Below are 12477 nucleotides of genomic sequence, written 5' to 3' on the forward strand. Positions count from 1 at the left end.
CGGTCGCAGTGAATAGTCTTTCGGGAGTCTGAGCGGGCGAGGCCGACCCCCACAGGGTGGGTGTTCCCTTATATAAGGATGTCGCACGTTGGTGAGTGCTGAGTGGGAGAGGGGCGGTCAGGTGCGCGTACAGGGCCGCACCCTCGCCATGGTGACACTGTCCCTCCTTAATGTTTTCACCGTCGCCGCGGGGCTGGCAGTGGCCAAACTCACACCGGAGCGGCATTTGTCGCCCCAGCCTCCCGGCGTGGCCGCGCGGGAACTGGTCTCCGCGGCGGCCCCCGCGCCCGCCGCCGACCCCGGAGGAGCCCGCGTCCCGAACGCGTCCGCCCTGGCGGGGCGGCTGTCGGGGCTGATGGGCGGGGCCGGTGCGAAGATCAACGCGGTGGTGATCGACGCGGTGACCCGCCGGCCGCTGTTCGAGCAGGGCGCGGGCCGGCCCGCCACCCCGGCCAGCACGACCAAGCTGGCCACGACCGTGGCCGCGCTCGCCGCGCTCGGGCCGGGCCACCGCATCACCACGCAGGTCGTCCGGGGCTCCGGAGGCGGAATCGTACTGGTCGGAGGCGGGGATCCTACCCTGACCGCCCTGCCCGCGCGCCCGGAAGCCGGCCACCCGCCGTACGCGTCGTTGGCGGACCTGGCCAGGCAGACCGCTGCGGCGCTCAAACCGTCCGGAGTACGGCGCGTCCGGGTGGACTACGACGCGTCCGCTTATCAGGGACCGCGCACCGCGCCCGGGTGGAAGCCCAACTACCTGCCCGACGGCGAGGTCGCCCCCGTGAGCGCCTTGACAGTCGACGAGGGACGGGTCGCGCCGAACGACCCCGCTAGCAAATCGCGCGTCGCGGACCCTCCCGCCGCTGCGGCGGCGTCGTTCGCCCGGCTCCTCACGCGGTACGGGGTCGCGGCCAAGGCGGGCAGGGGCACGAGAGCACAAAAGGGCGCCGTACGGCTCGGTGCGGTGCAGTCGCCGACAGCGTCCGCTCTGATCGAGCACCTCATGACCGAAAGCGACAACGACGTCGCCGAGGCGATGGCGAGGCAGGTCGCGATCCGGCGGGGCGCGCCCGCGTCGTTCACCGGCGCGGCGCAGGCCGTCCGGCAGGTCCTCGCGGGCCTCGACGCCGCCGACGGCGTGTCGGTCAACGACGGGAGCGGCCTGTCGCCCCTCAACCGCATCACGCCGCTCGCCCTGGCGCGCCTGGCGTCCCTGGCCGCCTCTCCCGACCATCCCGAACTGCGGTCCGTCATCACAGGCATGCCGGTGGCCGGGTTCTCGGGAACGCTGCGCCCGCCGCGCTACACGGTCCCCGCGAGCCAGGCGGGCGCCGGACTGGTCCGCGCCAAGACCGGCACCCTGTCTGGCGTCAGCACGCTCGCCGGGGTCGCGTACGACGCGGACGGGCGGCTCCTCGCGTTCGCGTTCATGGCGGGCGACGGCAAGACGCCGGTCGATCCGGGCGGTCTCGACCGCCTCGCCGCCGCCGTGGCGAGCTGCGGCTGCGGATGAGCCCGCGAACGGCCCTGCGAACGGCCCCGGGAATGGCCGTCACCGGTCGTACGGACGTCCGTCCGTAGGAGCGCCGTGGCGGGCCCGTCGGAAACCCGAGAAGCTGAGGTCGGACGGCGGTGCGGAGTGTGGGCAAAGCCGTACGGGAGATAACCAGATCGGTTGTTCGTTGAACGATCGTGCAGGGCGCTCCGGCGCCATCACTGAAACGTACGGTGGAGTACATGAGCGCCTCAATGATCGACTGGAACGTGGCGGTCCAGACGGGGACCCGGCTCGTCCGGCCCGGGCCCCAGGTCAGCCACGACGAGGCGAGGGAGGTCGTGGCGGAACTGCGTGACCTGTCCGCCCTCGCGCACGGGCACGTACGCGACTTCACCGGCATGGCGTCCGAGGACGACCCCGCGCCCGCGACGGTCGTCGACCGTCCCGGCTGGATCCGCGCCAATCTGGACGGCTTCCGCGTGGTCCTCGAACCGCTGATGGAGCAGATGCAGGAGCGCCGGGGCGGCGGCCTGCTGAGCGGAGGGCCGGGCGGTGTGGTCGTGGAGGCGATCGGCTCGCGGGTGACCGGCATGCAGGTCGGCGCGATCCTCGCCTACATGGCGAGCCGCGTTCTCGGGCAGTACGAGCTTTTCCTGCCGCCCGACCCGTCGGGCCGCGCGCCCACGGGGCGGCTCACGCTCGTCGCGCCCAACATCGTCCAGGTCGAGCAGGAGCTCTCCGTCGACTCGCGCGACTTCCGGCTGTGGGTGTGCCTGCACGAGGAGACGCACCGCGCGCAGTTCACCGGGGTGCCGTGGCTGCGCGAGTACGTGCAGGACCAGATGACCCGTTTCCTGCTCGCGTCCGACCTCGACCCCGGCGCGATGCTCGACCGCATCCGCGACGCGGCGGAGGCCGTCGCCGACGCGGTGCGCGGCGGCGACGCCAACCTGATCGACGCGATCCAGACGCCGGAGCAGCGGGAGATCCTCGACCGCCTCACCGCGGTGATGACCCTCGTGGAGGGCCACGGCGACTACGTGATGGACGCGGTCGGCCCCGAGGTGGTGCCGTCCGTCCAGCAGATCCGCTCCCGCTTCCAGGGCCGCCGCGACGGCGGCTCGCGGATGGACAAGACGATCCGCAGGCTCCTCGGCATCGACCTCAAGATGAAGCAGTACGCCGAGGGATCGCGGTTCGTCCACAGGGTCGTCGCGGAGGTCGGCATGGGCGGCTTCAACCAGATCTGGCAGTCGCCCGCCACGCTGCCCACCCACGACGAGATCAAGGAGCCGGCGCTCTGGATGGACAGGGTGATCGGCCCCCGCGCCCTGGACAGCGCCCCGCCCGAGGCCAACGAAGCCTGAACCCCTCCCCGGCGAACGCGCCCGCGTCGGCCGTACAACCGGGAACGCGGCGAGGGACGCGTCCAGCCCGAATTCCCCGGATATCCGCGCGAGACGGCGCGGCTCCCGGCGGACGAAGGGCGAAACAGGGGCGTGGTAGAGATTTGGCATGGGGCCTGATCCTGCGGTCGCGACCGTGAGACTGGCGGTACGGCGCGTGCTCGCCGACCTGCCGCCCGGCGCGATGGTGCTGGCCGCGTGCAGCGGCGGAGCCGATTCGCTGGCGCTGGCGGCGGCGCTGGCGTTCGAGGCCCCGCGCTCCGGGCGTCCGGCGGGCGGGGTCACGATCGACCACGGATTGCAGGACGACTCCGCCAAGCGCGCCACCCTCGTTGTACGGACGCTGGCCGATCTCGGGCTTGATCCCGCCGGGTCCGTCGCCGTCGACGTGGGAGCCGAGGGCGGACCCGAGAACGCCGCACGCATCGCGCGGTACGACGCGTTGGACGAGGCGGCGCGCCGCCTGAACGCCGCGGCCGTTCTCCTGGGACACACCCGCGACGACCAGGCCGAGACCGTCCTGATGGGCCTGGCGCGGGGTTCGGGAGCGCGTTCCCTGGCGGGCATGCCGCCGACATTCGTGCGCGGGGAAGTACGCGGGGAAGGCGGTGTGCGCTACCACCGTCCGTTGCTGGAGCTCGACAGGGAAACCACGCGCCGCGCCTGCCAGGCGATGGGCCTTGAGCCCTGGGACGACCCGCACAACGACGACCCCGCCTACACGCGCGTGCGCGTACGGCACGACGCCCTCCCGGCCCTCGAAAACGCGCTCGGCCCCGGAATCCCTGCCGCGCTCGCTCGTACCGCCCGAATGCTGCGGGACGACGCCGATGCCTTGGACGAATTCGCCACTCGCGCATACTCAGAGCTAACGGAGCGTGAGCACGACGCCCTCTTCGCGCAAAGCGAACACGCACCCGCAGAGCACCCGCGAAGCCAAGCCGCCGAGGAGAACCGGCCCGTTACGGACGAGACGCAGGGAGCCGACGAGGACGCACCGGGTGAAGGGCAGCGTTCCGTGGAAGGAGAGGCCGTCGTGGTGCTCGGGGTGGAAGGGGTGGCCGACCTGCCTCGTGCGGTACGGACCCGGGTGTTGCGGATGGCGGCGATCGAGGCGGGAAGCCCACCGGGTACGCTCGCGGCCGTTCACGTCGATGAAGTGGATCGGCTGGTCACGGCCTGGCGCGGGCAGCGGCGCGTCGATCTGCCGGGGGGCGTACGCGCGTTCCGGCGGTGTGGAAGGCTGCTGTTCGGTCCGGGGTGACGCGCGTTCGGCCACGTGGCGCGGTCGTGTGGTCGCGACAACGAGGGTGGGGTTGTGGACGAGAAGGACCTGGGCAGCGACCTGGCGAAGGTACTGATCCCCGAGGACCGGCTCCAGGCCAAGGTGCGGGAGCTGGCGGGGCAGATCGACGACGACTACGCGGGCGAGGACCTGCTGCTGGTGGGCGTGCTCAAGGGCGCCGTCATGATCATGGCGGACCTGGCCCGGGCGCTGCACACGCCGGCGTCCATGGACTGGATGGCCGTCTCGTCGTACGGGTCCGGTACGAAGTCCTCGGGGGTGGTGCGCATCCTCAAGGACCTCGACACCGACATCCTCGACCGGCACGTGCTGATCGTCGAGGACATCGTCGACTCGGGTCTCACGCTGTCGTGGCTGGTCAGCAACCTGCGGTCGCGCGGGCCGGCGTCCCTGGAGATCTGCGCGCTGCTGCGCAAGCCGGAGGCGGTCAAGGCCGAGCTCGACGTGAAGTACATCGGCTTCGACATTCCCAACGAGTTCGTCATCGGCTACGGCCTCGACTACTCCGAGAAATACCGCAACCTGCCGTTCGTGGGCACGCTCGCCCCGCACGTCTACGGAGGCCAGGGGGGCTGAGCCGCCCCCTGGGGAACAAGGCGCCCTTACCGATCGTTGCAAAGAGCGTTGACGGGTATATCGAGAGGATCAGGGGATCGGCGCTGGCTGCGTCCGCTGTGCCCTGCGGTGTACCGTCGTTGTTCCGGGCCGTTTTCGGCCCGGGGCCGCATGATGGAGAGACCGCTTAGGCGGGTGGGCGCCCCAGGCGACGGGCCTGCCGTGCACGAGTCGGTTCGCAGTGGCGTCCGTCCTCGGGACGGGCGAGGATCGCACACAGACGTTGGTCAGGAGGGACGGGCCCCGAAGGGGTAACCGGATAAATGGACGTGAAGCGCTATTTTCGCGGGCCGCTGCTGTGGATCCTGCTGTTCGGCCTCTTGGTCGCCCTCGTCATGTGGGGCGTCAACCCCGGCCGTTCGTACGAGAAGACCGACACCTCCAAGGTGGTCCAGGAGATCGCCGCGGGCCAGGTGAAGTCCGCCAAGATCATCGACAAGGACCAGCGGATCGAGGTCACGCTCACCAACGGCAAGCAGCAGCAGGCCTCCTGGGTCGACGGCCAGGGCATCCGACTGCAGGAGCAACTCCAGCAGCAAGCCGCGCAGAACAAGCTCCCCGGCGGTTACAACGTCGAGGTCCCCAAGCAGAGCTTCTTCCTCAACCTGCTGTTCAGCCTGCTGCCCATCGTGGTCATCGTGCTGATCTTCCTGTTCATCATGAACCAGATGCAGGGCGGCGGCTCGCGGGTGATGAACTTCGGCAAGTCCAAGGCGAAACTGATCACCAAGGACACGCCGAAGACCACCTTCGCGGACGTGGCCGGGGCCGACGAGGCCCTGGAGGAGCTTGAGGAGATCAAGGACTTCCTCCAGAACCCGGCGAAGTTCCAGTCCATCGGGGCCAAGATCCCCAAGGGCGTGCTGCTGTACGGCCCGCCCGGCACCGGCAAGACCCTGCTGGCCCGCGCGGTCGCGGGCGAGGCGGGCGTCCCCTTCTACTCGATCTCCGGCTCCGACTTCGTCGAGATGTTCGTGGGCGTCGGCGCCTCCCGCGTCCGCGACCTGTTCGAGCAGGCCAAGACCAACGCCCCGTCGATCATCTTCATCGACGAGATCGACGCCGTCGGCCGGCACCGCGGCGCGGGCCTCGGCGGCGGCCACGACGAGCGCGAGCAGACCCTCAACCAGCTCCTGGTCGAGATGGACGGCTTCGACGTCAAGGGCGGCGTGATCCTGATCGCGGCGACCAACCGCCCCGACATCCTCGACCCGGCGCTGCTGCGCCCGGGCCGCTTCGACCGGCAGGTCACCGTCGACCGTCCCGACCTGGAGGGCCGCAAGGGCATCCTGCGCGTGCACGGCCGCGGCAAGCCGTTCGCGCCGGACGTCGAGCTGGACGTCATCGCGCGCCGCACGCCGGGCTTCACCGGCGCCGACCTCGCCAACGTGATCAACGAGGCGGCGCTGCTGACCGCCCGCTTCGACCGCAAGCTGATCGACATGGACACCCTTGAGGAGTCCATCGACCGCGTCATGGCCGGGCCCGAGCGCAAGACCCGGGTGATGTCGGAGAAGGAGAAGAAGATCATCGCGTACCACGAGGGCGGGCACGCCCTGGTGGCCCACGCGCTGCCCAACTCCGACCCGGTGCACAAGGTCACGATCCTGCCCCGCGGCCGGGCCCTCGGCTACACGATGACCCTGCCGATGGAGGACAAGTTCCTCACCACCCGCTCGGAGATGACCGACCAGCTCGCGATGCTGCTGGGCGGCCGTACCGCCGAGGAGCTGGTGTTCCACGAGCCGACCACCGGCGCGGCCAACGACATCGAGAAGGCCACCTCGATCGCCCGCAACATGGTGACCGAGTACGGCATGAGCGAGCGCCTCGGCGCCCGCAAGTTCGGCACCGGGCAGGGCGAGGTCTTCCTCGGCCGCGACGTCGGCCACGAGCGCGACTACTCCGAGGACATCGCGTCCGCGATCGACGACGAGGTGCGCCGCTACATCGAGGCCGCCCACGACGCCGCCTGGGAGATCCTGGTCGAGTACCGGGACGTCCTGGACGACCTGGTGGTCAACCTCATGGAGAAGGAGACGCTCTCCAAGGACCAGGTCCTGCGGATCTTCTCCCCGATCCAGAAGCGTCCGCTCCAGAACTCCTACACCGGCTACGGCAAGCGGCTCCCGTCCGACCGGCCGCCCGTGCTGACGCCGAAGGAGCTCGCCCTGATGGGCCCGCAGGACGTCGCCGACCTGACCAAGAACAACGGTCAGGGCGCGAGCGAGCCCGCCGCCGACCCGGCCCCGGGCGAGAGCTGATCGTTTTGCGTGACGAGGCATCACGGCAGGACGGCCCGCCGGAGACCGAGGTCTCCGGCGGGCCTTCCCGCGCATCGAGCACCCCGCAGGCCGCGCCCGTCCCTGCGTCCCCGCGCGACACCGCCGGACGCGGCGACGCGCTGAGCGCGTTCGACGACATCGCCGCGGGCGACGGGCTGCCGGACGTCGCGAAGTTCGACCACGCCCGCATCGAACGCGCCGTCCGCGAGATCCTCTTCGCCATCGGCGAGGACCCCGAACGCGACGGCCTCCGCGACACCCCGTCCCGCGTGGCCCGCGCCTACGCCGAGCAGTTCGCCGGCCTCCGCCAGGCCCCCGAGGACGCCCTCAACAAGGTCTTCGAGGCCGACCACGACGAGATGGTCCTGGTCAAGGACATCGAGGTCTACTCCACCTGCGAGCATCACCTCGTGCCGTTCCACGGGTTGGCGCATGTGGGGTACACGCCCAACAAGAAGGGGCAGATCACCGGGCTGTCGAAGCTGGCGCGGCTGGTCGACGTCTACGCGCGGCGGCCGCAGGTGCAGGAGCGGCTGACCAGCCAGGTCGCCGACGCGGTGATGCGCATCCTGGAGCCGCGAGGCGTGATCGTGGTCGTCGAGGCCGAGCACCTGTGCATGACGATGCGCGGCGTTCGGAAGCCGGGCGCCAAGACCGTCACGTCGGCGGTGCGCGGTGACTTCCGTGACCACGCGGAGACGCGTGCGGAGGCTATGAGCCTCATTCTCGGCCGCTGACCCGGGCCGTGCGGTACGGGCCCGGAGGCGCCCGTTCGCGGGGCGGGGGCGGCGGGATCGAGGGGGCCGTTCTAGGCATAGGGTTGACCGCATGACCAGTGCCGCCGTTTCGGGGCTGCCCGCGCCAGGGCGGTGCCTCGTCATGGGCGTGGTCAACGTGACTCCCGACTCGTTCTCCGACGGCGGGGCGTGGTTCGACGCCGACAAGGCGATCCGGCACGGGCTCGACCTGGTCGCCGAGGGCGCCGACGTGGTCGACGTGGGCGGCGAGTCCACGCGGCCGGGGGCGCAGCGGGTCTCCCGCGAGGAGGAGCTGCGCCGCGTCGTTCCGGTGATCGAGGCGCTCACGGCCGAAGGCGTTCCGGTGAGCATCGACACGATGCGCGCGGAGGTCGCCGAAGCCGCCGTCGCCGCAGGGGCGCGGCTCGTCAACGACGTCAGCGGCGGTCTCGCCGACCCCGACATGCCGCGCGTCGTCGCGGCGGCGGGTGTCCCGTACGTGGTCATGCACTGGCGCGGGCACAGCCACGACATGCAGACCAGGGCGCTGTACGACGACGTGGTGCGCGAGGTGCGCGACGAGCTGCTGCGCCGGGTGGACGCCGTGCTGGCGGAGGGCGTCGACCCCTCGATGGTCGTTCTGGACCCGGGGCTCGGGTTCGCGAAGAAGCCCAGCTCCGCGCATAACTGGGCGCTGCTCGCGCATCTGGACGCGCTGCTCGCGAGCGGCTACCCGGTGCTGGTGGGCGCGTCGCGCAAGCAGTTCCTCGGCAAGCTGCTGGCGGGCCCGGACGGGACACCGCGCTCGTTCAACGACTGCGACGACGCCACCGTCGCGATCTCCGCGCTGGCCGCCGTCGCGGGCGCGTGGGCGGTGCGGGTGCACCGCGTCCGGCCCAACGCCGACGCCGTGCGGGTCGCCGCCGCCGTACGGCTCGCGGCGGGCCCCGCGGGCTCGGGGCCGACGGGGGAGTGGGCCGCCGCGCTCGGCGAGGCGATGGGCCCGGCGGCGCAGCCGCGGGACGCTTCCGGACCGGACGAGCGAACGGGAGGCAGCGCGTGAGCAGGGCGGTGGACGGGGCCGACCTCGAAGAGGCCCATGCCGAGTTCTACGCCGCGTTCGAGGAGGGCGACCTCGACCGGATGGCGGCGGTGTGGGCCGACGGCGCCTACGCCGACGGCGTGTCGTGCGTGCATCCGGGGTGGCCGATGCTGCGCGGGCGCGACGAGGTGCTGCGGTCCTGGGCGCTGATCATGGCCAACACGGCGTACATCCAGTTCGTCCTGACAGACGTGGAAAGTGATGTTTACGGTGACCATGCGGTGGTCACGTGCAAGGAGAACGTCCTGACCGCCGACGAGGGCACGGAGGCCGGGTTCCTCGCGGGAGGGAGCATCGTGGCCACCAACGTGTTCGTCCGCTCGGACGGCGCGTGGCGGCTCCTGCTCCACCACGGGTCCCCCATACTGAACGGCGCGGAGGCCGGCGAGGAATGAGCGACGCGATGGACCGGATCGAGCTGCGGGGGCTGAGGGCGCGGGGCCGGCACGGCTGCCTCCCGGCGGAACGCGAGCTGGGGCAGGAGTTCGTGGTGGACGTCTCGCTCGGGCTCGACACCCGCCCGGCCGCCGCCGGCGATGATCTGTCGCGTACCGTCGACTACGGATCGCTCGCGGGGCGGCTGGTCGCCGCCGTCGAGGGGGAACCGGTCAACCTCCTCGAAACGCTGGCCGAACGGCTCGCGAAGATCTGCCTGGAAGACGCGACGGTGGCGGAGGCCGAGGTCACCGTCCACAAGCCGAGCGCCCCGGTGCCGCACCCCTTCACGGACGTGGCCGTGAAGATCAGGAGGAGTCGCCCATGACAGCGTCCGACCGCATGCCCGAGCGCACCGCGACCGGTGGACACATGCTCGTCCAGCATCGGGTCGTGTTCTCGCTCGGCAGCAACCTCGGCGACCGCCTGGACAACATCCAGGAGGCCGTCGACGCGCTGTTCGACGCGCCGGGACTGTCCTACGTGGCGCTGTCCCCGGTGTACGAGACCGCGCCGTACGCGCCGCCCGGCGAGGCGCTCCCGGAGCAGGGCGACTACCTGAACGTGGTGCTCGTCGCCGACACCCGGCTCCCCCGGAGAACCTCCTCGAACGCGTTCTCAACATCGAGCACTCGATGCAGCGGGTGCGCAAGGTCCGCTGGGGCCCGCGCACGCTCGACATCGACATCGTGGTCTTCGGGAACGTCTCGTCCGAAGACCCGGATCTGACGCTTCCGCACCCGCGCGCGCACGAGCGGGCGTTCGTGCTGGTGCCGTGGGCCGACATCGAGCCCGACGTGCTGCTGCCGGGGCACGGCAGGGTCGGCGACCTGGCCGACGCGAAGGCGGCGGAAGGAGGCCCGTCGGCCGTCCGCCGCCGGGAGGACCTGACCTTGCAGCCGCCTGCATGAAGGCCACCCGCCCCCTGTTCCTGCTCGCCCTGGTGGTCGTCGTCGCGGCGATCACCTGGGCGGTGCTGCGCACGGCGTACGTGTCGCTGCCGCCGCTGCCCTGGACCGCCGTCCCGACGCTGCTGCTCCTCGCGCTCGGCGAGGGCGTCACGGGCGTGAACGTGCTGCGCCGCATCCGCCGCAAGCCCAACACCCGCCCCGTCGAGCCCCTCGTCGTCGCGCGGATGGCCGCCCTCGGCAAGGCGACCGCGCTGTCGGCGACGGTCCTGGCGGGCCTGTTCGGCGGTTTCGCGCTGTCGCTGGCCGACTCGCTCGACAAGCCGACGCCGCGGCAGGACTTCTTCGTCAGCGGCGGCACGTTCCTGGCCGCGGTGGTGCTGACGGGCGCCGCGTTCTTCCTGGAGTACGCCTGCCGCGTGCCGAAGGACCCTGACGAGGAGCACCGCGAACGGGGCTCGTCCCGGGCCTGACTCCGCTGGGCTCTTTCTCCCGTTGGCCGCGTCGCGTGTCAGCGGGGGCGAGGCCGTCCAAGACGATGCCGAGGAGCTTGTCGAGGCGTTCGGGGGAGCCGGCGAACGACTGCTCGTTGCCCCACGTGACGCCGTTGACGAGGGTCATGAACTCGCTCGCGTCCACGTCGGTGCGGACCAGGCCCGACTCCTGCGCCCGGACGAGCAGCGCCGTGCCCGTGCCGCGCATCGCCGCGCAGGACGCGTGCAGCTCGGACGTCTCGTCCGCGAGCGTCGCCGTGAGCGCGGCGGTGAGGCCCCGGTAGGTGCCGAGCATCTCCATGAACGAGCGCGTCCAGTCGAGCAGGACGGCGCGGTCGCAGGGCCGGTCCAGCAGCGCGCGCCCCTTGGCGGTGAGCGCGTCGAACCGTTCGCGCAGGAGGGCTTCGAGCAGCGCGTCGCGCGTCGGGAAGTGCCGGTAGAGGGTGCCGATGCCGACCTCCGCGCGCCGCGCGACGTCCTCCAGGGACGCCTCGATGCCGCGTTCGGCGAACGCGTCCCGCGCGACCGCGAGGAGCCTGTCGTAGTTGCGCCGCGCGTCGGCGCGCATGGGCCGTGCGGCCGTGCCGGCGCGCGGGGGCTGTGGGGCCGTGCCGTCGCCCATGGTCGCCCTCCGGTCTCGATCGCGGGCCGCCCCGGGATTGCTAAACGGAGTCGGCCTCCCTATCGTAGTCCGAGACAAGCCGGAGGCTGCCTCCGGTTATCTCTCGGAGGAGGCGCGATGACCGCGGACGGGACCACGGCGCTGGGCGGGACGACGGCGCTGGACGGGACGCGGCGGCGGCTCGGCTCGTTCGGCGTGTGGCTGATGCCGGTCACGCTGCACGCGACGCCGGTCGCGGTGCAGCGCGAGCAGTTCGCCCGGATCGAACGGCTCGGGTACGGGTCGCTGTGGAGCGGCGAGCCCCCGCGGACTCGCCGGGCGTCGGGCGCGAGGCGTTCACCCAGCACGGCCTGATGCTCGCCGCGACCGAACGCCTCGTCGTCGGCACCGGCATCGCCAACGTCGGCATGCGCCACCCGGCCGCCATGCACGGCGCCGCCGCCACGCTCGCCGAGGCGTACCCGGGCCGGTTCGTGCTGGGCCTCGGCGGGCAGCGGGGCGACCGGCCGCTGACGGCGCTGCGCGAGTACCTCGACGCGATGGACGAGACCGCGCGGACCGTCCTGCCGGACGTCCGGTACCCGCGCGTGCTCGCGGCGCTCGGGCCGAAGGCGCACGCGCTCGCCGCCGAACGCGCCGACGGCGTCCACCCGTTCATGCAGCCCGTCCGGCACACGGCGATCGCGCGCGAGGCGGCCGGTCCGGACGCGCTGCTGATCCCGCACCAGTTCCTGCTGGTCGAGACCGGCGCGGACGCCGCGCGCGGCGCGTTCCGGGCGGTCTTCGGCGGCCGCGGACGGACGCGGGGCGGCCCGTACGAGCGCAACTACCGGCGCCTCGGCTACGGCGACGAGGACCTCGGTGGCGAGCGCAGCGACCGGTTCGTGGACGACGTGCTGGCCTGGGGGGACGAGGCCGCGGTCGCCGCCCGGCTCCGCGCGCACCTGGACGCCGGCGCGGACCACGTCCTGCTGAACCCGCTCGCCGCCGACCTGCCGTCCGCCGTGGACGTGCTCGAACGCCTGGCCCCGCTGCTCACGGCGTGACGTCCGCCCGCCGGGCGCGGGGC

The 12477-nt window shown here is 72.0% G+C and carries 12 protein-coding genes and 2 pseudogenes; 13 read left to right on the forward strand and 1 reads right to left on the reverse strand.

What is annotated here, in order from left to right:
• Positions 1–247: 247 nt before the first annotated feature.
• From dacB to GEV43_RS17760, 11 genes and pseudogenes are all read left to right on the forward strand, one after another.
• Positions 248–1513 carry a D-alanyl-D-alanine carboxypeptidase/D-alanyl-D-alanine-endopeptidase gene (gene dacB / locus GEV43_RS17710; RefSeq protein WP_309239685.1) on the forward strand — a complete coding sequence of 422 codons (1266 nt, stop codon included), beginning with the start codon at positions 248–250 and terminating at the stop codon, positions 1511–1513.
• 236 nt (positions 1514–1749) lie between these two features.
• Positions 1750–2865, forward strand: coding sequence for a zinc-dependent metalloprotease (locus tag GEV43_RS17715; protein ID WP_160824584.1), 1116 nt, complete (start codon positions 1750–1752; stop codon positions 2863–2865).
• 148 nt (positions 2866–3013) lie between these two features.
• Positions 3014–4168, forward strand: coding sequence for a tRNA lysidine(34) synthetase TilS (gene tilS, locus GEV43_RS17720; protein WP_160821662.1), 1155 nt, complete (start codon positions 3014–3016; stop codon positions 4166–4168).
• A gap of 54 nt (positions 4169–4222) precedes the next feature.
• Positions 4223–4786, forward strand: a complete 564-nt coding sequence (gene hpt, locus GEV43_RS17725; protein WP_160821663.1) for a hypoxanthine phosphoribosyltransferase — start codon at positions 4223–4225, stop codon at positions 4784–4786.
• A gap of 302 nt (positions 4787–5088) precedes the next feature.
• Positions 5089–7089, forward strand: a complete 2001-nt coding sequence (ftsH, locus tag GEV43_RS17730; RefSeq protein ID WP_160821664.1) for an ATP-dependent zinc metalloprotease FtsH — start codon at positions 5089–5091, stop codon at positions 7087–7089.
• Between the two features lie 140 nt (positions 7090–7229).
• Positions 7230–7847 carry a GTP cyclohydrolase I FolE gene (folE, locus tag GEV43_RS17735; protein ID WP_375539096.1) on the forward strand — a complete coding sequence of 206 codons (618 nt, stop codon included), beginning with the start codon at positions 7230–7232 and terminating at the stop codon, positions 7845–7847.
• 91 nt (positions 7848–7938) lie between these two features.
• Positions 7939–8910, forward strand: a complete 972-nt coding sequence (folP, locus tag GEV43_RS17740) for a dihydropteroate synthase (protein WP_164717201.1) — start codon at positions 7939–7941, stop codon at positions 8908–8910.
• Positions 8907–9344: a nuclear transport factor 2 family protein gene (locus GEV43_RS17745; RefSeq protein ID WP_160821665.1), complete on the forward strand. Its 438-nt coding sequence runs from the start codon at positions 8907–8909 to the stop codon at positions 9342–9344. Before folP ends, GEV43_RS17745 begins: the two co-directional genes overlap by 4 nt.
• A complete protein-coding gene (gene folB, locus GEV43_RS17750) occupies positions 9341–9712 on the forward strand; it encodes a dihydroneopterin aldolase (RefSeq protein WP_206681202.1) in 372 nt (123 codons plus the stop codon). The genes GEV43_RS17745 and folB overlap by 4 nt, the downstream gene beginning before the upstream one ends.
• Positions 9713–9756: 44 nt before the next feature.
• Positions 9757–10295 (forward strand): annotated as a pseudogene (folK, locus tag GEV43_RS17755) (2-amino-4-hydroxy-6-hydroxymethyldihydropteridine diphosphokinase).
• Complete coding sequence (locus tag GEV43_RS17760; RefSeq protein WP_160821666.1) at positions 10292–10765, forward strand: DUF3180 domain-containing protein; 474 nt, start codon at positions 10292–10294, stop codon at positions 10763–10765. The pseudogene folK and the gene GEV43_RS17760 overlap by 4 nt, the downstream one beginning before the upstream one ends.
• A 55-nt stretch (positions 10766–10820) precedes the next feature.
• On the opposite strand, the pseudogene GEV43_RS56155 reads toward GEV43_RS17760, so the two are convergent.
• A pseudogene (locus GEV43_RS56155) lies at positions 10821–11408 on the reverse strand (TetR/AcrR family transcriptional regulator); the annotation flags it as partial.
• Positions 11409–11525: 117 nt separating this feature from the next.
• Here GEV43_RS56155 and GEV43_RS48095 point away from each other — a divergent pair.
• A complete protein-coding gene (locus GEV43_RS48095; RefSeq protein WP_206681203.1) occupies positions 11526–11762 on the forward strand; it encodes a hypothetical protein in 237 nt (78 codons plus the stop codon).
• Positions 11762–12454, forward strand: a complete 693-nt coding sequence (locus tag GEV43_RS17770) for an LLM class flavin-dependent oxidoreductase (RefSeq protein ID WP_206681204.1) — start codon at positions 11762–11764, stop codon at positions 12452–12454. The genes GEV43_RS48095 and GEV43_RS17770 overlap by 1 nt, the downstream gene beginning before the upstream one ends.
• The last annotated feature ends 23 nt before the right edge of the window (positions 12455–12477 follow it).

The organism is Actinomadura sp. J1-007 (genome assembly GCF_009793335.1).
Classification (GTDB): Bacteria; Actinomycetota; Actinomycetes; order Streptosporangiales; family Streptosporangiaceae; genus Spirillospora; species Spirillospora yumaensis.